The sequence below is a fragment of the Consotaella salsifontis genome (assembly GCF_900167365.1).
GTDB lineage: Bacteria > Pseudomonadota > Alphaproteobacteria > Rhizobiales > Rhizobiaceae > Consotaella > Consotaella salsifontis.
Window position 1 is genome coordinate 360161 of the sequence record NZ_FUXL01000003.1, and the last position, 26217, is coordinate 386377.

The window sequence follows — 26217 nt, forward strand, 5'->3', positions numbered from 1 at the left end:
CGCGATGGGCGCGGCGGCTTCGGTATGGGTCTTGATTGTGAGCTGGCGTCAGCCGCCGAAGATGCCCTTGGCCGCGTTGCCCGCGCCACCTGCGCTGCCGGTGTCGGACAGGATCTGCATCAGGAAGCTCGAATCGGCGCCGCCCGTGGGCGTGGTGCGCGAGACGAAATCGAAGACCTTGCCGTCCTTCAGGCCGTAATTGGCGATCCGCCCGACCTGATTGTCCTTGTTGAAGTAGATGGCGAGGATGTGCTGATCGACCACCTTCGGGCGCATGAAGGCGAGGGGGCGCACCCGCTTCTGCGAGAAATAGTAGAAGACCTCGTTATCGAACGTCGCCGTGGTGGAGGGAGAACCGAGCGCGAGAAGGACCTGCTCGCGGCTGGAACCCACCGGCACCATCTCCAGCGTCTTCTCGTCGATGATATAGCCCTGGTTCAAGACTTCGCCGGTCTGACAGCCGCTGACGATCGCGCTCGTGCCGATCATGGCACAGACCGCGACGGGGCGGAGGAAACGGGCTGAACGGATCACGCGACAACTCCTTCTCTGCGGACATGCAGAAGATTCGAGGCTGCGCCGCAAAATGCGGCGGTTTAGCGTCTCAACCGCAGTTTTCGGCGTGCCCTCGATAAAGCACCTCGCCAAACGTTGCAATCGCGTCGATGCTGTGTCAGGGGCAGGCTTGGGAAAGCAAAACGTCCAGGGCGATGTTCAGGCTCTTCGAGGCAAGAAAACAAAATCGCAAGATCGTCGATCGGCTGTACGCCGAGATTGTCGAAGCAGCGCGAGAACCGGCTCTCTATATCGAAATGGGCTTGGCCGATACGGTCATGGGTCGATTCGAGGCGCTCACGATCCATGTCTACCTGATTCTCGCCCGTTGCCGGGGCGAACCATCTCTGCAGGCATTGGCGCAAGACCTGGTCGACCGCTTTATCGCCGATCTCGATCGATCGATGCGTGAGTTAGGGGTTGGCGATCTTTCTGTACCGAAGAAGATGCGCCACTTTGCCGGCATGTTCTACAAGCGCGTCGCCGCCTATGACGCGGCGATCGTCGCGGGCGACCGTGAAGCGCTGGGGCAGGCCCTGGCCGCTCATGCGCTGCCCGAGGCAACTTGTGCGGATGCCGCTGACCGCCTGGCCGACTACATGCTGACCAGGAAGTCGAGCTATGAAGCTTTGGCTGCGGAGAATTTTCTCCGTGGCGAGCTGTCACCTTAGGTCCTCACCATGTCATTGTCGAACAACAGCGCGGCCGCGCCGATCCATGTTCCCGTGCCGGGGCGGCCCCATCGCGATAAGCTGTCGATTGCCTGGGAGGCGGACCAGAAGGCCCTGGAGGCGCTGGCAACCTATCTCGACATCTTGAAGGTGGAGAGCTTCGCGCTCGATCTCGCCGCCTCGTCGTGGCGAGGCGAGGGGGTGCGGATCGAGGGGCGACTCACGGCGTCTGTCCAGCAAGCCTGTGTCGTCACCCTCGAACCCGTTCCACAGATCATCGACGAGCCGGTCGATGCCTTCTATGTGCCGGTCGGGTCGAAACTCGCCCAGCGGCTCGAGCGCTCGCAGGCCGAGACCGAGGTGGAAGTGGACCCCGAGGGCGACGAGACACCGGAAATCTTCTCGGGCGATACGATCGACGTCGGCGGCCTCGCCACGGAGATTCTTGCCGTGGCGCTCGATCCCTATCCCCGTGCGCCCGGTGCCGCCTTCGAGGTGGAGGAGGACGGCGAGGACGATACGGTTTCGCCTTTCGCGGTCCTCAAGGGGCTGGGCTCCGGCACCGGCGGCAAGTCGGAATGAGCGCGTGGCTGCAGTTGTCACAGGCGCCAGAATGACTATCTTGCGCGCCGCAGACGCGGCGAGCGCCCGTCATGGGACGAAAGCGAGCGAATATTGAGTTCTTCCTCCGCTATCACGGTTTCTCTCGACCTCATGGGGGGCGATCACGGACCCTCCACGGTCATTCCTGGGGCCGAGCTCGCCTTGCGGCGTCATCCCGACCTTCGCTTCGTGCTCTTCGGCGATGAGGCCGTGGCGCGGTCGTTGCTGGATCAGGCGCCGCGCCTGAAGCAGCAGTCGGTCTTCCACCATTGCGAATTGTCCGTTCGGATGGACGACAAGCCCTCGCAGGCGCTGCGCCAAGGGCGCTATCGCTCGTCCATGTGGCGAACGCTGGAGGCGGTGAAGTCCGGCGAGGCCGACGTGGCCGTATCGGCCGGCAACACCGGCGCCCTGATGGCGATGGCCAAGTTCTGCCTTCGTACCATGGCCAATATCGAGCGGCCTGCCATCGCGGCGATCTGGCCGACGCTTCGCGGCGAAAGCATCGTGCTCGACGTTGGCGCCACGATCGGCGCGGATGCTCAGCAGCTGATCGACTTTTCCGTGATGGGTGCGGCCATGGCCCGCGCGCTCTTTCATATCGAGCGCCCGACCGTTGGCCTCCTGAACATCGGCGTCGAGGAAGTGAAGGGTCAGGACGAGATTCGTGAGGCCGGGCGCCTTCTTCGCGTCGCCGAGACTCAGGGGCTGGACTATCACGGCTTCGTCGAGGGGGACGATCTCGGCAAGGGGACGGTTGACGTTGTCGTGACCGAGGGCTTCACTGGCAATGTTGCGCTGAAGACGGCGGAGGGCACGGCCAGGCAGATCGCCAGCTATCTCAGGGCTGCGATGGAGCGCACGTTGCTCGCCAAGCTCGGCTATCTCTTGGCCAAGAGCGCGTTCCAGCGCTTGCGGGACAAGATGGACCCGAGCAAGGTCAATGGCGGGGTCTTCCTCGGGCTGAACGGCATCGTCATCAAGAGCCATGGCGGAACGGACGCCGAGGGTATCGCAGCGGCGATCGACCTCGCCTACGCCATGGCGAAAAACGGTTTGAGAGACAAGATCGAAAGGGACTTGAACGGCTTCCATTTGCGCATCTCCGATGATGTCGCGGCCGACGAGTCGGAGAAGAGCGCATGAGCGTCGCAAGGTCGCTGATCAGAGGAACGGGTTCGGCTCTGCCTGCGCGCGTCTTCACCAACGATGACTTCGCCGGAATTGTCGAAACGTCGGACGAATGGATTCGCCAGCGCACCGGCATCGTCAGTCGTCGGATCGCGGGTAAGGGCGAGACCACGGTTTCGCTCGCCGTGGAAGCCGCCGAGAAGGCGCTTGCCGCCGCCGGCGTTTCCGCCGAGGAGATCGACCTCATCGTCCTGGCGACGGCGACGCCGAACAACACCTTTCCGGCGTCCGCCGTACAGGTCCAGGAGAGGCTCGGCATCCGCCACGGCTTCGCCTTCGACATGCAGGCCGTGTGCAGCGGCTTCGTCTACGCGCTCACCACCGCGGACCTCTACCTCCGGGGCGGGATGGCGCGCCGGGCGCTGGTGATCGGGGCTGAAACCTTCTCGCGCATTCTCGACTGGGAGGACCGCACGACCTGCGTGCTCTTCGGCGACGGCGCGGGGGCGGTCGTCCTCGAGGCCGGTGAGGGCGAGGGCACCTCTTCCGATCGCGGCATTCTCGTCTCGCGGCTCCGCTCCGACGGCTCGCACGAAAAGAAACTCTTCGTCGATGGCGGACCTTCCTCCACCGGCACGGTCGGAAAGCTCCGCATGGAGGGGCGCGAGGTCTTCAAACACGCGGTCGCGATGATCACCGATGTCATCGAGGATTCGTTCTCGGCGCTGGGTATCGGCCCGTCCGACATCTCCTGGTTCGTACCGCATCAGGCAAATCGTCGCATCATCGATGCTTCAGCCAAGAAACTCGGAATCGCCCCGGAAAAGGTGGTCGTGACGGTCGACGTCCACGGCAACACGTCGGCGGCGTCCATCCCCCTGGCGCTCGATACGGCGGTGCGCGACGGTCGCGTCAAGAAGGGCGATCTCGTGCTTCTCGAGGCGATGGGCGGCGGCTTCACCTGGGGCTCCGTCGTCATCCGCTGGTGAGCGTTATCGCTTGATTCATCACGGTCTTTCGGTATTGTAAGGCCCTCTGTGACCGGAGGCGGTTGAGGGGCTCCTCTTGAGGTCTAAAGGAAATTAGGGGACGCGGATGGGAGACAAAACGCTCACTCGAGCCGATTTGGCGGAAGCCGTCTTTCGCAAGATCGGGTTGTCCAGGACCGAGTCTGCCCACCTTGTCGAGACGGTTCTCGAAGAGATCTGCTCGACCATCGCTCGAGGTGAATCCGTCAAGATTTCGTCCTTCGGTTCCTTCGTCGTTCGCAGCAAGAACGAGCGGATCGGCCGGAACCCGAAGACCGGCGAGGAAGTGCCGATTTCGCCGCGCCGGGTGGCGGTTTTCAAGCCGTCCAATGTGATGAAGGACCGTATCTTGTCCGCCCACTGCAAGCGCCAGCGCACCGGGGCTGTCGTTCGCGAACCGATGAAGGCCGCGGCCGAGTAGGCCGCGTCGCGATCTTTCGATGACCGACAAGAGCGCCGATGCCTTCCGTACCATCAGCGAGGTGGCCGACGATCTCGGATTGCCGCAGCATGTGCTGCGCTTCTGGGAAACCCGCTTTTCGCAGATCAAGCCGCTGAAGCGCGGCGGCGGCCGGCGCTACTACCGCCCCGACGATATCGAACTCCTCAAGGGTATCCAGTTCCTCCTCTATGAGAAGGGCTTCACGATTCGTGGCGTCCAGCGCATCCTCAAGGAAAATGGAAATCGGTTCGTGATCGCCATCGGTTCGGGTGATCTCAGTGGCCTTGATAGTCTGGCGGCGGGCCGCGCGCAGAGTTCGGCTACCCCGGAAGACGCGCAGACCGAGGATGAGGATGACGTGATCGTTGGCGAGAGCGTTTCGCCGCGTCCTATCGCCGGTCTTCTGCCCTCGCTTCGCCGCCATCACGAGACGAACGATAAGATCGCGGGGCTCAACAAGCCCGACGAGAAGAAGCTCAACGAGGCCATCCTGGAGCTTCTGGAGTGCAAGCGCCTGCTCGACCAGGTGCGGTGATCAGGCCCTTAGCCGGCCGATGTCGACGTTCGCTGCCGGAGCCTCGCAAGACATTTCTTGTTGCGTGCTCCTGACGACCTTTTTCGGCTTCGATGACGGCCCCGGTTCCGCGGATGTGGATTTTCTCCTTTAGCTGCGCGAACCATGTTGAACTCCCGCGTCGGGCTCTCTATAAGTCTGCGCGAAATCGGAGCGTAGCGCAGCCTGGTAGCGCACCTGAATGGGGTTCAGGGGGTCGGAGGTTCGAATCCTCTCGCTCCGACCATTTCAAGCCACTGACAGAATCAATGATGGCTTGAGTGATCCTTCACGACATTCCCCTCGTATCTGTCGATCCTGACGCCGCAGTTGTGGCTCGGGCGGAAACTTCTCGGTGTGTTTCCGCCAAACCGCGTGAGCGAGAATCCGCCGTGCGGTGACAATGTGGTGCCCTGACGCGGCAGGAGCCCGAGGCGTCGGACAGAGCGCTTGCGCTTCCAGCGTTTCCTCGATCAAACCGACTGGGTCGCCTTGCCGGGATCAATCCGCCTCCGGCAAATCCGGTCCACGCCTTCGATCCGCGCCGATCTTCATCGACCACACGTTCAGTGACGGTCCCTTCGTAAGCGCCGCGCGGGCATGCTTGTGGGCCGCCTCTACGATCGAGTCGGGCAAATCTTCGTGCAAGGGCGGCCTTTCTTAAATTGCGCCCAGGTGCCGGCGAGAGCGTGTAACGCCTCGCTGTTCAGACGTTCGTCGCGAAGTCTCATCCCGAAGCTCTCGCAACAGCCGTTCTGCCATGGCTGTTGGGCTCGATGGGCTCGATTCTCGCGCCCCATCGACGCCTTTATCCCTCGCCGCATTCGCGATGCGCTCCGAGACCCTGTCGGCCGCACGTGGGCGGGAACTGCGCATCGCATGAATAGCTCGGTCGGGGATGTAGATAGCGTTGATCAAGTTCAGCGTTCGACAGAGGCGCAGGGTCCGCTCTTTGCGACACCCGCTGAACGCGATCGAACCAAGTGGGACGAGGCGATGATCCTCCTCGAGGAGGCCGGGCGATGCAAAGCCGGTGGGGCAGATTGTCGCTCAATGCCTTTGCCGTCGCGCGGAGCGACCGGCCAAACGCCCGTATTCCCGGCGCGGGGTCCATCCCTGCTGGCTTTGAGCATGAGCATCGGCAAGCGGAAAAGGTACACAAAACATAGAGACCGGTTGACCGAAAAAAAGAACCTCTCTATGGTCGCGCTATCGATTGGCCCGATAAAGCGCCTTGGTGTTCTACTCCTCGGCCGCGGTCGTCGGTGCCCGCACCTGTCGGATGGCAACGCGTCATCCGCCCGTTCCAAGGACCGATACGTTGCTTGACATTGACACCACCAAAATCGATTTCCTCGTCACCGAGACCATGGCTGACGAGGCGGAGCATCTGCTCTCGAGCGGCCTTTCTCAGGTGAACGCCATATTCGCATCGCTAGGCGGGGACCGGCGGATCGAACGGGTGGTGTTCGTGGCCTGCGGCTCGCCGCTGTGCGCCTGCCAGACCGCCGCGATGTTGCTGGCCCAATACTCGACGGTGCCGTGCGCCGCGTATTCCGGTTGGGACTTCCTTGACCGCACTCCGGCCGGCATCAACGCGACGACCCTTGTGGTCGGGGTCAGCGACTCCGGTAACACCGAAGAGGTCGCCAAAAGCCTTGCCGCAGCACGCGCAGCCGGCGCTGTCACTGTCGCTGTCACCAAGGACGCGACGGGCAACCGGGTCGCGGAAGCCGCCGAGCACGTCGTCGCGTATGGTGGCGCCGCAATCTGGGTTCTGCACTGCCTCGTCTGCTACGCGATCGTGATGGCCGTCATCGACTCTCACGGCGGGCATCCGGAGATCGACGCCCTGCGGGCGGACCTGCCCAAGCTTCCCGAGCTTCTGCGCCGCCTTGTAGCTGAGCAGGAGGCCCCCGCCAAGGAACTCGCGACCCGCGCTGTGCCCTGGTCGTTCATCTATACCGTCGCTGGCGGCAACCTGGTGCCACTGGGCTATAAAGAGGGCGTCATCACGATGCTCGAGTTCACCTGGACGCACGGCGCGGCGTTGAATGCCTCCGAGTTCCGGCATGGCCCTCTGGAAGTCGTCGAACAGGGTGTTCCTTACATCTTCCTGCTCGGCACCGACGGCTCACGGCACACCACCCAACGCTGCATCGACTTCGTCACCAAGTTGACCGACGACGTGCTGGTGTTTGACGCGGCCGAACTGAAGACCGGCCTCCACCAGGCGCTGGACCCGATCGCGCTGTTCGTCCCGCTGGAATATTTCTACCTGCACATGTCTCTCGGCAAAAATCACAACCCGGACGATCGCCGGTACTACGGCGGGCTCGTCGCGTACTGACGGGCTGCGACCGTGGGAGGCGGTAATGCGCATCGGAATGTTCACATCGGGGTACCAGCGGAACCCGCTGGACCACGTATTCATCGACGCGGCGCGGTTCGGCTACGACTATGTCGAGCTGTGGGGAGGGCGGCCTCACGCTTTCGCGCCTGACCTGCTCGCCGGCGATCTGGCGGGGATTCTGGACCTGATTCAACGCTACCAGGTCCCCGTCGAGGTCTATACGCCCGAGCACAATGCATATCCCTACAACTACATGATCGGCTCGGAGAGCCAGCGGCTGGACGCGCTCACCTACTTGCGGTCCTGCCTCGAGGCCGGTCACGCGCTCGGTGCTCGCTGCACGACGATCTCGGCCGGTCACGCGGGGTACGCCACTCCGCGTGTCGAAGTACGCAAGCGGTTGGTTCGCTCCCTCCGCGAGCTCGCCGATCATGCCGAACGGCTGGATCACTTGCTGGTGCTCGAAGCACTGACACCCGCCGAGTCGAACTCGTGCACATCGGCGGATGACCTGGTCGAAGTGTTGGACGCCGTGGGCTCACCCCGGCTGGCAGCGATGTGCGACATCGTCCCGCCGTTCCTCCGGCACGAGCCGATTACCGGCACGCTCGATCGGCTCGGCGACCGATTGGCGCATCTCCACATCGTTGATTCCGACGGCGTCACCGACACTCACCTTGTTCCCGGTGAAGGCGCCCTGCCGCTGCGAGAGCTGATGGCAGAGCTGGCGGAGGCCGGATACGCCGGCACCGCCACCATTGAGCTCGTCACGAACTACCTCCACGAGCCCCGGCTCTACGCTCGCCGTGCGTTGGCCAACCTGCGCGCACTGATGCGCGACTGAACGAGCCTTGCGCCGTCCTGCGTCCGCTTTTTGGGGGGACGGCACGCGGCACCTCTTGGCCCACATCGCAATGGGCTCGTCCATGACAAGGAGCACGTCCATGACAAGCAGCGCAGCGCATGACGGACATACCGGGCACCTCGCCCGACGCCTCGGACTCCCGGCCGCGGTGGCGATCTCGGTCGGCACCACGATCGGCTCCGGGATTTTCTCCTCGCTCGGCGCAGTCGCCGGTGCCGCGGGCACCGCCACGTTCGTTATCTTGGCGTTCGTGATCGGGGGGATTATGCAGATCCCGGCCAATCTCTGCTATGCGGAGCTCGCCACCGCCTACCCCGAGGACGGAGGCCAGTATATCTACTTTCGCGAGGCTGGATCTCGACCGCTGGCCTTCCTAACCGGCTGGATCAGCTTCTGGGCGACCGACCCGCCCTCAATCTCGATCATGGCCCTCGCGATCGTCAACTACATTGGCTACTTCGTCGGAATGACGCCGCTCGTCGGTGCCTTCGTCGCCACCGCTTTCGTCCTCGTTTTTATGGTGGTGCATCTGCGCTCGGTCGAGGGTGGCGGGCATTTCCAAACGATCATCACCGCCTTCAAGATCATTCCTTTCGTGCTGCTGATCGGTGTCGGGATGTTCTTCATGAAGGGCGATTACCTGTTCGCCGAAGCGGCGGTCGGCGCGCCGATCGGGATCATGGCCCTGCTTGCGGGTGTGTCTGCCACCACGTGGTCTTACGACGGCATGGCGTCGGTCTGCTATATGACCGGCGAGATCAAGGATCCGCAGCGGACCATGCCGCGGGCGCTGATCATCTCGGTTATCGTTGTGATGGCTCTATACGTGCTGCTTTCCACGGTGGCGGGCGGACTGCTGCCGATCGATGCGCTGGGGACCAGCGCTGCCCCCGTGGCGGACGCTGCCGCGAAGATTCCGTTTATCGGCAACGCCGCCGGCGCTGTCACAGCGGTCATGGCCATCATCGTCATCATCGGATCGCTGTCCAGCTGCATCATGTTCCAGCCTCGCATCGAATACGCTATGGCGAAGGACGGTCTGTTCTTCCGCTCGTTCGCCAAGGTGCATCCGCGCTGGCACACGCCGCACGTCTCGATCATCATGCAGTGTGCCGTCGCCATCGTGCTGATCTTTGCCTCCGATCTGACGGCTCTGCTTGGCTATTTCACGCTCGTGGCTTTGGTTAAGAACTTCCTCACCTTCGGAACGATCTTCGTTCTGCGCCGCAAGGTGCCCGGCTACCAGCCGAGCTGGCGCATGCCCTTCGGCTATCTCATGGCTGCGATCGCCATGTTTATGACCGGGACCCTGATCGTGTCGACGTTCTTCTGGGCACCGGTGCCGAGCTTGGTCGCCGCGGTCGTCGCCATCGCGACCGGCCTGCCAGCCTACTACTATTGGTCGCGTCACAACGCCGATATGGTGCGTGGGCCTGCCACGGCGGACGCCCGCGCGGAAGGCTGAGCGTTCACAAGCGCGACCGGAGGATAGAACCATGCAGCGACTCACAGTACGACCCGCCCAAGCGGTACAGGAGTTGCTGCAGGCGTACATCCGGCGCGAGGGGCTGCGCCCCGGCGATCGCCTGCCCGCCGAGCGAGAGCTCGCTGAACGGTGGGGCGTCAGCCGGGGGGCCTTGCGTGCGGCGATCCGCACGCTGTCCGAGGAACAGGTGCTCAGTCAGCGTCACGGGGCAGGAACCTTTGTCGCCACGCCCCGGGTGCTGCGTAACCTCCGCGACCTGCGCCCCTTTACACAGGTGGTCAGCGATGCGGGCCGAACCGTGCGCACTGAGGTGCTACATTGCACTGCCGTGGACGCCCACATGCAGCTCGCGGATCGTCTCGATCTCGATCCGGGCGAACGGGTGTGGCATCTGCGCCGGCGACGCTTTATCGACGGCCAGCCGGCCGCGGTGGAGGACTCCTATCTCGGCGTCCTTCGCTTTCCCGCCCTCGACGAGCAGGTGAGCGCGGATCGTTCCCTCTACGACATGATGTCCGAGAGCTACGGCATCGACGTGGACTGCGGATATCAGCGCCTGGAGGCCAGTGCAGCCGACCAGGCGGACGCCGAATTGCTCGAACTCCCGGTTGGAGAGGCGGTGTTCCGCCTGACGGGTGTTGCCGACGATGCCAACGGCGCGCCTGTCGAGTTCTTTACGTCGCGGGTCCGCGCCGACCTGGTGGCGTTCGCCAGCACTCTGGATGTCGCTCGTGTCTGAGCCTGGCGTCCGAGTTTCCAACCCTCAAACCTCGTGCCGCCCGGCCCTGGCCGCACGGTGATATTGCTTCCTAGGAGCCCTTCATGACCAGTATCGTCGCAGTTGGCGACAACTGCATTGACTACTACGCGGCGCTCGACGCCGCCCGTCCGGGCGGCAATGCCGTCAACGTCGCAGTGAACGTGGTTCGTTGCGGGGGCCAGGCGGCCTATGTCGGCGTCGTCGGCGACGATCACCACGGCCGGCTGCTGCTCGATGCTCTGCGCAACGAAGGCGTCGACATCAGCCACGTGCGTATCGCGCCGGGCAAGACAGCTGTCACCCAGGTCTCTCTCGACAACGGGGAAAGGGTGCTGGGCGAGTATGACGACGGGGTGCAGGCCGACTTTCGGCTTACCGACAGCGACCTTGCATTCGTCGCTCAGCACGACCTGCTGACTGCGGGCTTGTGGGGGCATGTCGAGCATGACCTGGCGGCTGTCCGCGCGCTCAATGTTCCCATTGCGTTTGACTGCGCCACCGAACCGGGTCACGCGATCGTCGACGTTGCACTCCCCTCGGTCGACGTCGCCTTCTTCTCTGCCGACCGCGCGCCGGACGACGCGCTTCGGGATCAGCTTCGCTCACTCGCTGCCCGGGGGCCTCGGCTGGTCGTCGCGACGCTCGGGGAGTATGGCTCGGCCGCCTGGACGGAAGGCAGGATGATCACCTGTCCCGCCGAGCCAACTCGAGTGGTCGACACCATGGGTGCCGGAGACAGCTATATTGGAGCTTTCTGCTGGGCTATGGTCACTGGGGCTTCAATTGCGGACTGCATGAAGGCCGGCACCCGTTCGGCGACGCGCACCCTCTTGCTCGACGGGGCTTGGTGACCGGGTGTTCGGGGAGGACGGAATTGGGAACTGACGGCCCCGCATTGCCCCGGTATCTGGAGCTGCGTCGCTGGCTGCGCCGGCAGATCGAGGAGGGGGCGTTCCAGCCCGGATCTACGATCCCCTCGCTTAATGAGCTCGCGGCCGAGCGGGGCGTGAATCGCCTCACTGTCCTCAAGGCTCTTGAGCCGCTGGTGGGCGAGGGTGTGCTGAAGCCGGTGGTCGGCCGGGGCTTCTTCGTGGTTGGCGAGGCCGTCGCCCGCGAGCTCGAGACGCTCGACGGATTCACTCGGACGATGACCGAGCGGCATGCTCGACCGTCCGTCAAGGTGTTGACCAAGGCGTTGCGTTCGGCCGGTCCCAAGCATGCGGCCACGTTCGGGATCGCCGAGGACGATGATCTGGTGCTGATCAAGCGCCTATGCCTTGCCGGTGGCGAGCCATTCTCTCTTGAGGAGATATTGTTCCCGGCAAACCTCCTGCCGGACTTGGATGCCTTGGATCTCCAGGTCTTCTCGCTCTACGAGCTGTTCAGCTTCTACGGCGTCACGCTATCGCAGGCGTGGCAGACGGTCGAGCTGACGCGCCTCGACCAGAAGGATGCGCGCACCCTCGGCATTACCGCCGATACCGCGGTCCTGCTCTTTCAGTGCACAAGCCGGGACGCCGACGACCGGGTCGTCGAGTTCACCCGCACGTACACCCGCAGCGACCGCGCGAACTTCGTCATCCACTTTCGCCGCTGACCCCCTGGCTGGGGGAGACATTGGGTTTCGCCATGACTTTGCCGACAATCGATCTTCTGCTGCGCTCCAATCTGATCTTCACGCCCTCCGGCCTCATCGATGGTCATGTCGCCGTCGCCGACGGCCGGCTCGCTGCCGTTAGCCCTGGAGCCCCGGACTCCAGGCTCCTTGCTTCCGCTGCCGAGGTGCTTGACCTCACCGGGCACCTGGTGGCTCCCGGATTCATCGACGTGCATACGTTTTTCGTCGGATGGCTCGCCGAGCGGGAAGGTAAAACGATCGACGACCCTTCCCTGTTGGCTAATCCTGCAGGGGTGCGGGACGGGTTCGCCGCCTACCAGCGGCTGCTGCACAGCCGCGGCGTCACCACGGTGAAGGAGATGACCTTCGACGCGGAGAGAGGCATTCCGGAGCTGCTGGCTTCGCTTCAATCCGACGGTGCGCTGAGCCTGAATGTGCATGTGATGTCCCAGCCGGTCGATGCACCTCTCGACCTCGACACGGGCCGGCGTCTCGATGCGTTGCTGACCGGTCCGAAGGTGCGGTTCAGCGGCTTCAACATCATGACCGACGGCTCGCTCAGTGATCATGAGGCGGAGCTGCTGGAGCCCTACGTCGATGGCGTGGCTGGTCCAGTCGTCGATTGGCCGGCTATCGAGAAGGCCGTTCTGGCTGCGGACGACGCGGGATTCCGAGTTGCGCTCCATGCGCAGGGCGACCGTGCGGTTCGCCGCTCGCTTGACCTACTGGAGCGTTGCCGCCGTGACGAGTCGGGGCGGTTGCTACTGCGGCACGCCCTGACGGATCTCGAGATGACCGACCCTGTCGACCTGGCTCGTATGGGGCGGCTCGGCGCGGTCGCCGAGGTCTATCCGCAGATCACGTCGCGCCGGACACACGAGCAGGCTGCCGAGCTGCTGGACACCAAGGTTGGCCCGGAGAGGCGCAACCGGTTTTGGCAGCGGCGCGCGATGGCTGAGGCGGGCGTCGTTCTGGCTTGCGCAACCGACCTGCCCTTGCTGATCCCGGATATCCCCGCCTCCGTGGACCACGCCTGCTGGGGACGTTTCGCCGACGGAGGGGCGGCACTCGTCGACGGCCGAACCCTGGCCCCCGATGAGCTTTTGCGAGCGTGGACCGCCGGCGGCTCCTGGGATCTTGGCACAGAACAGGAGACAGGCGCGCTCGTCACAGGGCTTCGGGCTGACATTGCGGTGTTGGACTCCAACGTGCTTACGGCGAGGCCAGAGGCGCTCGCGGCCATCGAAGTGGTCCTAACGGTGGCCGAAGGACGGATCGTGTACCGACGCTGATCAGACCGATGCGGGGCTGGCAGGCCGTGCCATGACGAAAGCCGCTCGATGAGTTGAAGGCATCTGCCGAACGCGGCTCGGGGCGAGACGGACCATCGCCTGCGGGCGAAGACCGCGCCTGCAGTCGTCGCAATGGCTGCCGCAAGAAAAAAGGCGACGATCGGTCCGGCGCGCGCTCCTGCCCCGGATTGGCAGGATGGTCGAGAGTCGTCTATACGCTTGGCGCTTCTCGGTCGGAGCTCGATCATTGGAAGTCTGCGTGGCGCGAAATGAGAAACGAGGCGGCCGGATCCTCGTCACAGGCGGAACCGGCTTCATTGGCCGGCATGTGGTGGCCGCCTTGCTGGAGCAGGGTCGCGAGATCGTTCTCGCGGTTGGTTCCAATTCTCTCGTCCCCGCGAATTTCCAGAAGACCGCGACCGTCCAGACGATCCCGGACGGTTTCGATGAGCTGGATGTCTCGCTCTTCGAGGGGGTAGACCAGATCGTTCATCTCGCCGGGTTGGCGGCTGTTCCTAGAGGGGAGCCGGAGCCGCGAAAGGCACTCGAGAGCGCGAACATTCTGCTCACCCGGCAGCTTGTGAAGTTGGCCACGACGCTTGAGGTCGGCTCCTTCGTCAACATGAGCAGCGTTAGGGCAATTGTCGGTAACAGCTCGGGGGGTGTCGTCGATGACGCCTTGGATGAAGAGCCCCTGGACCTCTACGGCCAAACCAAGCGAGAGGCCGAAAAGTGCGTCGAAGGCCTTGCTCACCGGGGAGCATTCGCAATCTCTCTTCGGCCGCCTTTAGTCATAGGATCGGAGGCGAAAGGCAACTGGCGCAGCTTGATGAAGCTCGCCGCGACGGGGTGGCCGCTGCCTTTTGCATCTGTCCGCAACGAGCGCAGTTTCATCAGCGTGCAGACATTGGCCGAGGCTATCGTGCTCCTCTGCGGCCGCGCTTGGCCGGCCGAGGCGTCGGGAGAATACGCCATTGCCGATCCGGCGCCGCTGTCTCTTGCTGAAGTCATCAGGCTTCTGCGCGTCGGCATGGATCTGCCACAGCGCATTTTCTTCTGCCCGCCTGCCGCCTTCGAGCTCATGGGCAAACTGACGGGACGCAGCAGGCAGGTCGCGGGTCTGACCGGATCTCTCAGGATCGATCCCTCCCGATTCTATTCGACATTCGGATTTACGCCGACCCTTTCGCTCGCAGAGGCGATCCGGATGGCCGGCAGGGACTACCAAATCAAGGCCGGGCGCCAACATTTCGCGCCAGGCTCCTGAACCCAATTGCCAATGAACCCAGTCAGCGCTCGGCTAATAGCCGGGTTTGGGAGTTTTGATGAAGCGGACTTTCGACTTGGTGCTGGCATTGCTGCTGCTACCCTTCGCTTTGCCGATCGTCCTCGTACTGGCAGCGGTGATACGTTCGACCACGGCGGGGCCCGCCATATTCCGGCAGGTGCGGGTGGGGCGCGAAGGCAGGCCGTTCGTATGCCTCAAACTACGCACGATGCGGACGGACACCCTGAACGCTCCCAGCCACGAGGTTGGATCATCGGGTGTTACGTCTGTCGGCCGGGTGCTTCGGCGCACGAAGCTCGATGAGCTGCCGCAACTGTGGAACATCCTCCTTGGCGAAATGAGCTTTGTCGGGCCCCGTCCTTGTCTGCCCTCGCAGACCGAACTGATCGAGGCCCGCCGTGCCTATGGGCTCGATGCAATCCGCCCGGGCATCACCGGCGTCTCGCAGGTCAAGGGTGTGGATATGTCCAATCCGGCTCGGCTCGCGGCACTGGATGCGACCTATCTCGACAACATGTCATTGACGAACGATCTGCGCCTGATGGCGCTCACAGTATTCGGGGCCGGACGCGGCGACAGGCTCAACGCATCCCGTTGACGCGGCCGCCATTGCCGAGAACTCGACGCCATCCTCGTCAAACTGGATCAAGAGCGTCGGCCTTGTTGGTCGAAGCGGGCTGAACTTTTGCGTGCTCCGCCATGCGCCGTGGCAAGGCGGGCAGCACTGCCTGCCTGAGAAGCAGGGAAGCCGGATGTTTCAAGCCGGCAAGGCCGTCGGCTCCGGCCTCCTCGACGATGCGGCCTTCGTCCATCACCAGGGCGCGGGCGGCGAAGCGCTCCACCAACCTCAGGTCATGGGTCACGAAGAGATAGGCGATGGCCTCGCTTCGCTGTAGCTGCGAAAGCAGATCAAGGGCCGCCGTCTGGAGGTGGATGTCGAGATTGGAGACGGCTTCATCCAGAATAATGAGCTTGGGTCCCGCCGCCAAGGCGCGAGCAATGCAGACGCGCTGAAGCTGGCCGCCGCTGATCTGCGAGGGCAACCGCGTCGCGATAGAGGCGGGCAATTCAACCATCTCCAACAATTCGCTGACGCGGGCTTCGCGCTCCGCCGCATCCAGCTCCGTCAGATGGCGCAACGGTTCGCCGATGATGGCGCTCACCGTGAAGCGCGGGTTCACCGCGCTCGGTGAATCCTGGAAGACCATCTGGATATCGCGGCGGAAGGCCCGTCGCGCCGGACGATCCAGCATGGACAGCGGCGTGCCGCGATAACTCACCTTGCCGGCGTCCGGTTTTTCCAGACCGGCGAGAAGACGAGCGAGCGTGCTCTTGCCGCAGCCGCTGCGCCCGAGCAGGGCGACCGTCTCGCCCTCGGCGATCGACAGCGAAACATCCTCCAGGGCCGTGCGCGCGACACCGGCGCCGACGAGCGAATGGGTGCGATAGCGCCGCGTCAGCGCCTCGGCTTGAAGCAGCGACATCAGGCGAGTTCCATTCCGTAGAGGGAAAGATGCGCGTTCACGAGAAGGCGCGTGACCGGATGGCGGGGCGAGGCGAACATCGCTTCGACCGGCCCTTCTTCCACCAGTCGGCCGTGGTCGATCAGGGCGACGTCGTCCGCAAGCCTGGCGACGACGCCCATGTCGTGGGTGACGAGGAGCACGCCGAGGCCGCGTTCCGCCACCAGCCGTTCCAGAAGATCGAGGATGCGCATCTGCACGACAAGATCAAGGTCGGTCGTCGGCTCGTCGGCGAAGAGGAACGGCGCGTCGCTGAGGAGCGCGAGCGCGATCATCATGCGCTGAAGCATGCCGCCGCTCATCTCGAAGGCGTGGAGGGGAAGGACTTGCTTGACTTCTTTAAGGCCGACTTCGATCAGTGCGGACGCGATCCTATCGTCGGCGTCGCTATCGAAACGGCCCAATGCCTTCAGCGTCTCGACGGCATGATCGCGCATGGTGCGCACTGGATTGAAGGCGCCGCGCGGGTTCTGCATGATCGCCGCGACATGGCGCCCGCGAAGCTCTTGCCACGTATGCGACCTGCCGTCGATCCGCACCTCTCCGCCTGTCTGGAAGACGCCGGGAGGAAGGACGCCGAGGCTCGCAAGGCAGGTCATGGATTTGCCCGAGCCGCTGGCGCCCACCAGAGCCAGGACCCGGCCGCGCTCGATGGTCAGCGAAAGGTTCTCGACCAGCGGACGAGGCGCGCCGGCGGCGGCGACCGTCATGGCCTCGATGGTGAGAAACGTCGGCATCAATGGACGTGCTCCGCCCGCAGGTGAGGGTCGAGACGATCGCGCAGCGCGTCGCCCAGGATGTTGAACGCCATGACGCTGACGAAGAGGGCGAGGCCCGGCCAGAAAATCAGCATCGGCTGGTTCCAGACGAACTGCCGCGCATCGCTGATCATGACTCCCCACTCGGGTGTGGGTGCCGTGACGCCGAGGCCCAGGAAGGAGAGGCCGGAGACATGCAGCATCATGTGGCCGATATCGAGCGTGGCCAGCACGACGAGCTGGGAGAGGGTTGCCGGCAACAGATGCTCCACGAAGGCGCGCATCCGACTGGCGCCGGCGAGGCGCGCCGCCAGCAGGAACTCGCGATGGCGTAGCGACAGGACGATGCCGCGCACTATGCGGGCGTACCAGGCCCAGTGGGAGAGGGCGATGGCAACGATGACGTTGACGAGTCCCGTGCCCAGCATGCCGATCATGAAGAGGGCGAGCACGAGCGTCGGGAAGGTAAGGAAGATGTCGGCGACGCGCATGATGATCTGGTCGATGCGTCCGCCGATGAAGCCTGATGCCCCGCCGATCGTGATGCCGAGGACAAGGATCACGGCGAGGGTGATGGCCACCGAGCCGAGCGAGACGCGCGTGCCGACGATGAGGCGCGAGAGGATGTCGCGCCCGAGATGGTCGGTGCCAAGCCAATGCGCGAGGCTCGGCGATTTAAGCCGCTCGCTCAGCTCAACGAGGTTGGGATCATAGGGCGCAATCCAGGGCCCGGCGATGACCGCCACGATCAGAAGCGCTACGACGAAGGTCGCGAGCCTGAGGCTGATCTGTCCCGCAAGACGGCGATGCCGCGACGGGGAATGCAAGACTGCTTCAGTCATTGCTGCCCCTCCGCGGAGAGGCGGATGCGCGGATCGACGAGGGCATAGAGGATATCCACCGCGAGGTTGCACAGCAGGAAGACCGCCACCATCACCAGGGTAAAGCATTGGATGACGGGGTAGTCGCGGTTCATGATGGCGGAGATGGCATAGCGCCCAACTCCCGGCCAGCCGAAGATGCTCTCGATGATCAGCGTTCCGCCCAGCATCTCGCCGACATGCATGCCCATGGCCGTGATGATGGGCAGCCAGGCATTGCGCAGAACATGCGAGCGCTCGACGTGGCGTTCGGACAGGCCGCGCAGTCGCGCGTAGCGAACGTGCTGTTGGCCGGCGACCTCCAACATGCTGGCGCGCAGGAGGCGGGCGTTGATGGCGAGCGACATGAAGGCAATGGCGACGGCCGGCATGACGATATGGGCGAGGCCGCCTCGCCCCATGGCGGGTAGCCAGCCGAGGTGGACCGAGAAGAGCAGCACCAGGAGGAAGCCGAGCCAGAAGTTCGGCATCGACACGCCGAGAAAGGCGAGAAAGCGAACCGCCTGATCCGGCCAGCGTTCGCGGCAGCGCGCCGCCAGCATGCCGAGCGGCACCGAGAGAGCGAAGGTCAGAGCCAGCGCGGCGCCGGCAAGCTGCAGGGTCGCCGGCAGGAAATGCAGGAGATCGGGCAGAACCGGGCGCTGGAGCGCATAGGAGGTGCCGAAGTCGAGGCGCCCCGCCTTGCCCAGCCAGTCGAAATACTGCACCGCCAGTGGCCGATCGAGGCCCAGCATCTCCCGCGTGTGTTCCAGGGCTTGCGGCGTTGGCGGCACGCGCGACAGGCGCAGATAGTCCATCGCCGGATTGCTGGGGCCGAGCCGCAGCATCAGGAAGATGACGAGCGAGGCGCCCAGCAGCATCGGCACGAGCAGGAGAATCCGCTTCAGAATGAAGGAGGCCATCTGATTTATCGGGCCTGGAGCTGGAGCCGATCGAAGGGGATCTCACTCGACATGGCGCCGAAAGGAACCTCGCCGACTTCCGGCTTGGCGACGGCAATCGCCGTTACATAGGTCAGCGGCAGATAGACCGCCTCCTCATGCAGCCGGGTCAGGATGTCCCGGTAGAGTTCCTGCCGCTCCGTCTCGTCCGTCGAAACCAGAACCTTGCCGATCTCGGCGTCGATCTCGGCCTTGTCGGCCAGCCCGAGTTGGGCCTGATAATCCGCATGCGATGGCACGCGCATCGAGCTGACGAAGGCGTGCGGATCGTAGGGTGCGCCCCAAGTGCGGTTGAAGATCATGCCGAAGCGGCCGTCGTGCTGGCGCGCGAAGACGCTGCTTTCCTCCTCGCCGAGCAGCCTCACATCGATACCGACGGCGCGCAGATCCGCCTGGATGATCTCCGCCATGGACTTGCTGACGGCATCGGTGCCGACGAAGCAGAGCTCGATGGATAGCGGCTGGCCATCCTTGGTTCGGATATCGCCGTCGCTGGCGGTGTGCCAGCCATCCTCTTCCAGAAGGCGTTTTGCCTCGGCCGGATCGAAATCGTAGGGCTTGAGGCCGAGATCGGCATAGGGAACGTTGGGCGCGAACAGCGTGTCGGCGCGAAGCTGCGTCCCATAGAGGACGGTCGCGATCATCGCGTCCTTGTCGACGGCATGGTTGATCGCCTGGCGCACGGCAAGATCGCATGTTGGCCCGCGGTTGGTGTTGAGCGCGAGCGATTTCGTCTCAAGCGGCCCGGAAAGGGCGGCCGTATAGTTTCCTGTCTGGCGGAATCGGTCGAAGGTGTCGGGAGAGATCGGCCCGTCCGTGCCGTAGATCAGGTCGATCTCACCTGTCTCGAACGCGATTGCCCGTGTGTTGGGATCGGGAATGACCTTGACGTCGATCTCGTGATAGACCGGCTTCTTGCCCCAATAGGTGTCGTTGCGAACAAAGACGTCCTCTTCGCCGAGCTTCGTCTCCGCCAGTTCCCACGGGCCCGTACCGATCGGCGCGGCGATGCCTTCTTTTGTCCCGCCGTTCTTGAACTGAGAGGGCGCGACGAAGCGGAAGGGGCGGGGCAGTGCCAGTTCCTGGAGAAGCGGATAATAGGAATCCTTGAGCGTCAGGCGCAGGCGGAAAGGGGCAACCACTTCCGCCGAGACGATCTGGTTGGCGAGTTCCAGCCAGGCGTGGCGCTGCCGATTGGCGAGCACCGCGTCAAAATTGGCCTTGGCGACGGCCGCATCGAACACCTCTCCGTTGGAGAAGGTCACATCCTCGCGCAGCTTGAAGGTATAGATACGGCCGTCCCGGGAGGCCTCCCAGGATTCGGCCAGCCAGGGCTCGATCGTTCCGTCAGGACGATAATGCACCAACGGCTCATAGACCATGTTCTGCGCGAACATCTGGTTCGGAGAATAGAGGTGTGGGTTGAGCGACCCGACATTGACCGGCCAGGAAAAGTTCAGCCGCTCGCCGGCCGATGCGACGCCGGGAAGTGGGGCAGCGATAGACAGCGCGATCAGCGCGCCTGCGAGGATTGGCCTGAGCAAGGAGGGCTCCCGGTACGACTCATACAGTATGATGAACCGATAGATTCCTCATACTTGGCATGTGGTCAACTGGACGTGGAGCCTATGCTGATGGCCGATTTGTCGCGCGCGGCGTTCTCGACGAAGACGCCTTACACATTTCGAGGTTCACTTCTCGAATGTTGCATAAGCCGCATGGGTCCGATGCGTCAGATGCAGGCTTATTAGTATGGAAGTTCTTAACTGCATGAATCTTCGGTGATTCCGGTGAATCCGCAGTTGTGTCGTTAATCGTATTGTCCTTCTAAAGTAGAAACTTCCTTGCAACCTTCCGGGCCTTCGTACATTTAGAAGGCATAAATCATTCGTTAAGGAGGTTGATGATGCAGAGCATGAACGTGCCGAGACTGTCTCCTGAGCTCCGTGCCATTCTGACCAAGGCGGCGCTGGCTGCCATGACGGTTGGGGCGCAGCGCCCGGACGGTTCCGTGTCTGCGCGCCCTGCCAATTGACCGGGTTGCGCCTGGTGCAGCCATCCGAGTACGAGTGGATGTAAGTCACATAAGAGGCCCCGCTTCGGCGGGGTCTTTTTTATGTGAGAGATTTGTCTGAGCCGCCGCGCGGGCGGTTCGGTGCGCAATTCTTGTGGATGCGGGCTCTGAGGCCCTCGGAGCGCGTCTCGGCGCCTCAAGACTGTTCCATATTTCCCATCAACATCTTATAAGCCGATCATGCAGGGCTGCTCCGCGAGAACGGGTGTCAGCCGCGCAAGAACTGCAGTGACGGCCGATGCAGGCGCGATGGGAGAAAGACGATGGCAACGGAGTGGGCCCCCACCAGTTGGCGAGGGAAGCCGATCCAGCAGGTTCCCGATTACCCGGACTTCCAAGTGCTGGAGAGCGTCGAGAAGCGCTTGAAAAGCTATCCGCCGCTGGTCTTCGCCGGCGAGGCGAGAAAGCTCAAGCAGTCGCTCGCGGCCGTTTCCGAAGGACGTGCCTTCCTGCTTCAGGGCGGCGACTGCGCCGAATCCTTTGCCGAGCATGGCGCCGACAATATTCGCGATTTCTTTCGTGCGTTCCTGCAGATGGCGGTGGTGCTGACCTTTGCCGCCGCCTCGCCGGTGGTGAAGGTCGGGCGCATCGCCGGCCAGTTCGCCAAGCCGCGTTCGTCGGGCTCGGAGACCCGCGATGGCGTGACGCTGCCCTCCTATCGTGGCGACATCATCAACGGCATCGACTTCGACGAGCCCTCGCGCCTGCCCAATCCCGAGCGGCAGGAGATGGCCTACCGCCAGTCGGCGGCGACGCTCAATCTTCTGCGCGCCTTCGCCCAGGGCGGTTATGCCAACCTGGAAAACGTCCACAGCTGGATGCTCGGCTTCCTGTCCGACAGCCCGCAGGCGGCGCGCTACCGGGCGCTCGCCGACCGCATCTCGGAGACGATGAGCTTCATGAAGGCCATCGGGATCACCTCCGAGGCGCATACGGCGCTGCGCGAGACGGATTTCTTCACCAGCCATGAAGCCTTGCTTCTCGGCTACGAGGAGGCGCTGACGCGCGTCGATTCGACCTCGGGCGATTGGTACGCGACCTCGGGCCACATGATCTGGATCGGCGATCGGACGCGGCAGCTCGACCACGCCCACGTCGAGTACTGCCGGGGCGTCAAGAATCCGCTCGGCATCAAGTGCGGCCCGAGCCTTGCGCCGGACGACCTTCTGCGCCTGATCGATGTTCTCAATCCCGCCAACGAGGCCGGGCGGTTGACGCTCATCGCCCGGTTTGGGCATGAGAAGGTGGAGTCGCACCTGCCGAAGCTCATCCGGGCGGTGGAGCGCGAAGGGCGGCGGGTGGTGTGGTCGTGCGATCCGATGCACGGCAACACGATCACCCTCAACCACTACAAGACCCGGCCGTTCGACCGCATCCTCTCCGAGGTGCGGAGCTTCTTCGACGTTCACCGCGCCGAGGGCACCCATGCCGGCGGCCTCCATATCGAGATGACCGGCAAGGACGTGACCGAATGCACCGGTGGCGCCCATGCGCTGTCGGCCGAGGATCTTTCGGACCGCTACCACACCCACTGCGATCCGCGGCTCAACGCCAATCAGGCGCTGGAGCTCGCCTTCCTGGTGGCCGAGCTGATAAAGAGCCACCGCATGCTGCCGGCAACGCAGAAGGCGGCGAACTTCTGATACTCCCGCCGTCCGCCGGCGCGTTACCGGCGGTGGACGGCAACGGGCGATGAACGCTCCGTTCGCTCGTTGAGCGGCTAATCGGCAATGCGCGTGCCGGCTATCTTTCTGGTCGAAGGAGATAGCCATGAACCGCTTGCCAACACTCTTCCTCTCTCACGGTTCGCCCGATGTGGCGATCGCAGAGACGGCGGCGACGCGCTTTCTGCGGGACCTCGCAGTTAGCCTGCCACGACCAAAGGCGATTGTCGTCGCCTCGGCGCACTTCGAATCGGACCGCGTCCTTTTGAGCGCCGACGCGAAGCCGGACACCATTCACGACTTTGGCGGCTTCGATCCGCGGCTTTATGACATGCGCTATCCGGCGCCCGGCGATCCGGAGCTTGCGGAGGATCTGGCGCGGCGACTGCGCGGTGTCGGCTTCGACGCGGCGGCGGTGCGCCAGCGCGGCTATGACCACGGCACCTGGGTGCCACTCATCCTGGCCTACCCTGAAGCGGACATTCCCGTCGTTCAGCTGTCCGTCGACCCCATGGCGGGGCCTGCGCATCATCTGAAACTCGGTCAGGCGCTATCGGCGCTGCCCTCCGAAGACGTGTTGGTGATTGGCTCGGGCTCCTTCACACACAATCTGCGGGCTGCCTTCACGGCCATGAGTGGCGGCCGGCGCGACGCCGAGGCGCCGCACTGGGTGGTCGAGTTCGCTGATTGGATGCGCGAGAAGATCGAGGCCGGCGATACCGAGGCACTCGTCGATTATCGGACGAGGGCGCCTTTCGCGGTGGAGAACCATCCGAGCGACGAGCACTTGATGCCGCTGTTCGTGGCGTTGGGCGCGGCGGGGGACGGCGGCCGTGTGAGGCGCCTTCATTCCAGCCACGACTTCGGGGCGCTCGCGATGGACGCCTATGCTTTTGGAGACTCGTGACGTTCTTTGGTCATCGCTCAGTCGTCAGAGAACGGGCTCGGCTCCTTGCCGCGGCGCATGACGGGAATGAACCGCAACCGCGGGCGGCCGTCGCTGTGGCCCTCGGGGAAGCGCGAACGCTTGATCAGAGCCGGCCCCCACTGACGCCATGCGAACCACAGGGTCAGGGCGACGGCGATGACGCCGAGCGTGATGCCGACGCCGCGTTCCAAAATTTCGAGATGGGCGAAGACGGAACCGATCGAGTAGCCGAAGACGTAGCCGATCGTGGTGAAGAGGCCGGCCCAGATCGCCGCGCCGACGAAGTTCAAGAGCAGGAAGCGAACGACCGTGATCCGCGACATGCCAAGGGCGATCAGTCCCGGAACGCGCAGGCCGTAGATGTAACGGTTCACGATGACGAAATAGGCTTGATAGCGCTCGACCAGGCGTAGCGCCTTGGCGAACTTTCGCCGCGCCTTCCAGCGCCGAACCCAGCGATGACCGGAGAAGAATCGGGCGAAGAGGAACACCGCGAGATCGCCGAGAAACGAGCCGATGAAGGCGAGGGCGGCCATCAGCTCGAAGGGGTAGACATTGCGATAGGCAAGAAAGCCGCCGATGATGGCGAAAACCTCACCCTCGACGAACGTGCCCGCAAAGACGATGAGCGGCCCAAACTGACTGATGAGAGCGAGGATCTGATACACGCTTTCTCCGCGCGGTCATTTTCCGGCCGACCGGGCCGAACTGTGATGAAGATGGCGATACTCGCCTTTGCCGAACTTGCAAAGACGGTACAGCAACAACGGTAAACTCCTCGCGTCCGATATCGGCTCTTGTTTCCGCAAGGTCTGGCGCAAAGGCAACCAGGGTGGCTCCGCGCGCTCGAAACTCAAGCCTTGGCCGGTACGAACGCGATATGGGGGCAGGCGCCGCGCGTTGCAATCGTGTCAGCGCCGCTTTACTCGTCCAGACAATTGAGCTCCACCTCCTCCATGACAGGCGAATGCGGCACGAATCCGGAAGACGCTCCGCGATCCGCCGCTCCCACCGACGCGCAGAGGGGCTTTTTGAATGATGGACCTGCCGAAGCCGGATGCGTTGGCGACTCTCGCCTTTGTTCTCGCAGGGCTCTTCCTTCTGCGCTTTCTGCTTCTGGTTCGCCGGCTTGATCGGTGGCAGGCGCGAGAAAACGGGGTTCGCGAGGGGGACTATCGCCGGTTCTTGCGCAAGGGGAGCTTCGGCGCCGATCTCGAACCGGAACGCACGATGGCGGTGCGTCAACTCGTCATGGCCGGTCTCTTCCTGGCTGCGGGGCTCAGCCTGTTCCTCTGGCTGTTTCTCACGGGGCAACCCGTTCGGTTCTCGCTGTGAAGGGCAAGCGAGTCGATTGCCAGAGCGCCGCCCCATGATCTAGTGAAGCTTCATGACCGTCACCGTTCGTTTCGCGCCGTCGCCCACCGGCTATCTCCATATCGGCAACCTGCGCACCGCGCTGTTCAACTGGCTTTTCGCCCAGCGGAGCAATGGCCGGTTCATTCTTCGCTTCGACGATACCGACCGCGAGCGCTCCAGGAGCGAATATTCCGAGGCGATCGTCGAGGACCTTGCCTGGATCGGCATCCAGCCCGACCGCGTCGAACATCAATCGCGCCGGATCGCGCTCTATGATGCCGCCGCAGAGCGGCTGAAGGCGGCCGGCGTGCTCTATCCCTGCTATGAAAGTGCCGAGGAGCTGGAGCGCCGCCGCCGTTTGCGGCGGGTGCGGGGGCTGCCGCCGATCTATGGCCGCGAGGCGCTGAAGCTGACGGAAGACGACAGGCGCAGGCTGGAGGCCGAAGGACGCCGGCCCCATTGGCGTTTCCTGCTGCCGAACTTCGCCGATGATCCGTTCTCGCCGCGTCGAACGGAGATGAGCTGGAACGACCTCGTGCGCGGCGAGCAGAGCGTCGATCTTTCCTCGCTCTCGGACCCGATCCTGGTGCGCGAGGAGGGCAGCTATCTCTACACGCTGCCCTCGATCGTCGACGATGGCGACCTTGGCGTGACGCACGTCATCCGGGGCGACGACCACGTGACCAACACGGGCGTGCAGATCGCGATCTTTCAGGCGCTGGGGCTGGCGGTGCCGGTCTTCGGCCACCACAATCTTCTCACCACGATCAGCGGCGAGGGCCTTTCGAAGCGCACCGGCGCCCTGTCGCTGAGGACGCTGCGCGATGAGGGCTACGAGGCCATGGCGGTTGCCTCGCTCGCGGTCGAAGTGGGCCTTTCCGGCTCCATCGAGGCGGCGCCCGATCTCGACGCGCTCGGCGAGCGCGCCGACCTTTCCGCCGTTTCGGGCGCGCTTTCGAAGTTCGATCCCGCAGAGCTCGACCGTCTTAATCGCGATATCGTCCACCGCATGGACTATGGGGCGGTGGCTCCACGCCTAGCGGAGCTTCCGATTCCCTCTGGCGAGGCGGAGGCGTTCTGGCAGGCGATCCGGGCGAATTGCGCGAAGGTGGCGGATGCCGCGCTTTGGGCGGATGTCGTCTATGGGGGTATCGCGCCGGCCGAATTTGCGGATGACGATCTCACCTTCGTCCGAGAGGCGTTCGAGCTTCTTCCCGAGGAGCCGTGGGACGGTGAGACGTGGAGCGTCTGGACGAGCGGGGTCAAGGCCGCGACTGGGCGCAAGGGGCGCGCGCTTTTCATGCCGCTGCGCCGAGCGCTGACGGGGCTCGACCATGGTCCGGAGCTGAAAGAGCTTCTGCCGCTGATCGGCCGGGAGCGGGCGCTGGCCCGCCGCCCCTGATCGAGGACGAGGCGCGGGCCGGCGGCGTTTCACCCGCCCGCGCTT

The 26217-nt window shown here is 63.9% G+C and carries 27 protein-coding genes and 1 tRNA gene; 21 read left to right on the plus strand and 7 right to left on the minus strand.

Going from position 1 to position 26217, the window contains the following annotated elements:
• Window positions 1-48: 48 nt before the first annotated feature.
• The gene (locus B5D38_RS05870) at window positions 49-489 is read right to left on the minus strand and encodes an outer membrane protein assembly factor BamE (RefSeq protein ID WP_078707552.1); all 441 of its coding nucleotides are present in this window, start codon (window positions 487-489) and stop codon (window positions 49-51) included.
• Between the two features lie 221 nt (window positions 490-710).
• On the opposite strand from B5D38_RS05870, the gene B5D38_RS05875 reads away from it, so the two are divergent.
• The 16 genes from B5D38_RS05875 to B5D38_RS05950 all read left to right on the plus strand — a co-directional run bounded on the left by B5D38_RS05875 (window position 711) and on the right by B5D38_RS05950 (window position 15243).
• The gene (locus B5D38_RS05875) at window positions 711-1226 is read left to right on the plus strand and encodes a ubiquinol-cytochrome C chaperone family protein (RefSeq protein WP_078707433.1); all 516 of its coding nucleotides are present in this window, start codon (window positions 711-713) and stop codon (window positions 1224-1226) included.
• Between the two features lie 9 nt (window positions 1227-1235).
• Window positions 1236-1808, plus strand: coding sequence for a YceD family protein (locus B5D38_RS05880; RefSeq protein WP_078707434.1), 573 nt, complete (start codon window positions 1236-1238; stop codon window positions 1806-1808).
• A gap of 93 nt (window positions 1809-1901) precedes the next feature.
• On the plus strand, window positions 1902-2975 hold the full coding sequence (gene plsX, locus B5D38_RS05885; RefSeq protein WP_078707435.1) for a phosphate acyltransferase PlsX: 1074 nt from the start codon (window positions 1902-1904) through the stop codon (window positions 2973-2975).
• A complete protein-coding gene (locus B5D38_RS05890) occupies window positions 2972-3949 on the plus strand; it encodes a beta-ketoacyl-ACP synthase III (protein WP_078707436.1) in 978 nt (325 codons plus the stop codon). The genes plsX and B5D38_RS05890 overlap by 4 nt, the downstream gene beginning before the upstream one ends.
• 106 nt (window positions 3950-4055) lie before the next feature.
• On the plus strand, window positions 4056-4409 hold the full coding sequence (locus tag B5D38_RS05895) for an integration host factor subunit alpha (protein WP_078707439.1): 354 nt from the start codon (window positions 4056-4058) through the stop codon (window positions 4407-4409).
• Between the two features lie 19 nt (window positions 4410-4428).
• Window positions 4429-4965, plus strand: a complete 537-nt coding sequence (locus B5D38_RS05900; protein ID WP_078707440.1) for a MerR family transcriptional regulator — start codon at window positions 4429-4431, stop codon at window positions 4963-4965.
• Window positions 4966-5153: 188 nt separating this feature from the next.
• A tRNA-Pro gene (locus tag B5D38_RS05905) sits at window positions 5154-5230 on the plus strand.
• A gap of 1074 nt (window positions 5231-6304) precedes the next feature.
• The gene (locus B5D38_RS05910) at window positions 6305-7333 is read left to right on the plus strand and encodes an SIS domain-containing protein (protein ID WP_078707443.1); all 1029 of its coding nucleotides are present in this window, start codon (window positions 6305-6307) and stop codon (window positions 7331-7333) included.
• Between the two features lie 25 nt (window positions 7334-7358).
• Window positions 7359-8180, plus strand: coding sequence for a fructoselysine 3-epimerase (gene frlC, locus B5D38_RS05915; protein WP_078707445.1), 822 nt, complete (start codon window positions 7359-7361; stop codon window positions 8178-8180).
• A gap of 100 nt (window positions 8181-8280) precedes the next feature.
• Complete coding sequence (locus tag B5D38_RS05920; protein WP_078707447.1) at window positions 8281-9666, plus strand: amino acid permease; 1386 nt, start codon at window positions 8281-8283, stop codon at window positions 9664-9666.
• Between the two features lie 31 nt (window positions 9667-9697).
• Complete coding sequence (locus B5D38_RS05925; RefSeq protein ID WP_078707448.1) at window positions 9698-10426, plus strand: GntR family transcriptional regulator; 729 nt, start codon at window positions 9698-9700, stop codon at window positions 10424-10426.
• A gap of 83 nt (window positions 10427-10509) precedes the next feature.
• Complete coding sequence (frlD, locus tag B5D38_RS05930) at window positions 10510-11298, plus strand: fructoselysine 6-kinase (protein WP_078707449.1); 789 nt, start codon at window positions 10510-10512, stop codon at window positions 11296-11298.
• A 23-nt stretch (window positions 11299-11321) separates the two neighbouring features.
• The gene (locus tag B5D38_RS05935; protein WP_078707450.1) at window positions 11322-12044 is read left to right on the plus strand and encodes a GntR family transcriptional regulator; all 723 of its coding nucleotides are present in this window, start codon (window positions 11322-11324) and stop codon (window positions 12042-12044) included.
• A gap of 20 nt (window positions 12045-12064) precedes the next feature.
• Window positions 12065-13357 carry an amidohydrolase family protein gene (locus tag B5D38_RS05940; protein WP_131829871.1) on the plus strand — a complete coding sequence of 431 codons (1293 nt, stop codon included), beginning with the start codon at window positions 12065-12067 and terminating at the stop codon, window positions 13355-13357.
• Between the two features lie 196 nt (window positions 13358-13553).
• Complete coding sequence (locus B5D38_RS05945; RefSeq protein WP_078707453.1) at window positions 13554-14624, plus strand: NAD-dependent epimerase/dehydratase family protein; 1071 nt, start codon at window positions 13554-13556, stop codon at window positions 14622-14624.
• A 58-nt stretch (window positions 14625-14682) separates the two neighbouring features.
• The gene (locus B5D38_RS05950; RefSeq protein WP_078707553.1) at window positions 14683-15243 is read left to right on the plus strand and encodes a sugar transferase; all 561 of its coding nucleotides are present in this window, start codon (window positions 14683-14685) and stop codon (window positions 15241-15243) included.
• Between the two features lie 37 nt (window positions 15244-15280).
• On the opposite strand, the gene nikE is transcribed toward B5D38_RS05950, so the two are convergent.
• Genes nikE through nikA form a run of 5 tightly spaced genes read right to left on the minus strand, consistent with a single transcriptional unit; the run spans window position 15281 to window position 20280 of the window.
• A complete protein-coding gene (gene nikE / locus B5D38_RS05955) occupies window positions 15281-16129 on the minus strand; it encodes a nickel import ATP-binding protein NikE (protein ID WP_078707455.1) in 849 nt (282 codons plus the stop codon).
• A complete protein-coding gene (gene nikD / locus B5D38_RS05960) occupies window positions 16129-16905 on the minus strand; it encodes a nickel import ATP-binding protein NikD (protein ID WP_078707456.1) in 777 nt (258 codons plus the stop codon). The genes nikE and nikD overlap by 1 nt, the downstream gene beginning before the upstream one ends.
• A complete protein-coding gene (nikC, locus tag B5D38_RS05965) occupies window positions 16905-17768 on the minus strand; it encodes a nickel ABC transporter permease subunit NikC (protein ID WP_078707457.1) in 864 nt (287 codons plus the stop codon). The genes nikD and nikC overlap by 1 nt, the downstream gene beginning before the upstream one ends.
• Window positions 17765-18709 (minus strand): nickel ABC transporter permease subunit NikB, encoded by a 945-nt coding sequence (nikB, locus tag B5D38_RS05970; protein ID WP_078707458.1) that lies wholly within the window; start codon window positions 18707-18709, stop codon window positions 17765-17767. The genes nikC and nikB overlap by 4 nt, the downstream gene beginning before the upstream one ends.
• Window positions 18710-18714: 5 nt before the next feature.
• On the minus strand, window positions 18715-20280 hold the full coding sequence (gene nikA / locus B5D38_RS05975) for a nickel ABC transporter substrate-binding protein (protein WP_425349315.1): 1566 nt from the start codon (window positions 20278-20280) through the stop codon (window positions 18715-18717).
• Window positions 20281-20654: 374 nt separating this feature from the next.
• Here nikA and B5D38_RS22715 point away from each other — a divergent pair, with 374 nt between their 5' ends.
• From B5D38_RS22715 to B5D38_RS05985, 3 genes are all read left to right on the plus strand, one after another.
• Window positions 20655-20783, plus strand: a complete 129-nt coding sequence (locus B5D38_RS22715) for a hypothetical protein (RefSeq protein WP_280949367.1) — start codon at window positions 20655-20657, stop codon at window positions 20781-20783.
• 302 nt (window positions 20784-21085) lie between these two features.
• A complete protein-coding gene (locus B5D38_RS05980; RefSeq protein WP_078707460.1) occupies window positions 21086-22465 on the plus strand; it encodes a class II 3-deoxy-7-phosphoheptulonate synthase in 1380 nt (459 codons plus the stop codon).
• Between the two features lie 127 nt (window positions 22466-22592).
• Window positions 22593-23393 carry a dioxygenase family protein gene (locus B5D38_RS05985; protein WP_078707461.1) on the plus strand — a complete coding sequence of 267 codons (801 nt, stop codon included), beginning with the start codon at window positions 22593-22595 and terminating at the stop codon, window positions 23391-23393.
• A gap of 17 nt (window positions 23394-23410) precedes the next feature.
• On the opposite strand, the gene B5D38_RS05990 is transcribed toward B5D38_RS05985, so the two are convergent.
• Window positions 23411-24082, minus strand: coding sequence for a DedA family protein (locus B5D38_RS05990; RefSeq protein ID WP_078707462.1), 672 nt, complete (start codon window positions 24080-24082; stop codon window positions 23411-23413).
• 367 nt (window positions 24083-24449) lie between these two features.
• On the opposite strand from B5D38_RS05990, the gene B5D38_RS05995 reads away from it, so the two are divergent.
• Complete coding sequence (locus B5D38_RS05995; RefSeq protein ID WP_078707463.1) at window positions 24450-24749, plus strand: hypothetical protein; 300 nt, start codon at window positions 24450-24452, stop codon at window positions 24747-24749.
• A gap of 52 nt (window positions 24750-24801) precedes the next feature.
• Window positions 24802-26172 (plus strand): glutamate--tRNA ligase, encoded by a 1371-nt coding sequence (gene gltX / locus B5D38_RS06000; protein WP_078707466.1) that lies wholly within the window; start codon window positions 24802-24804, stop codon window positions 26170-26172.
• Window positions 26173-26217 lie beyond the last annotated feature (45 nt).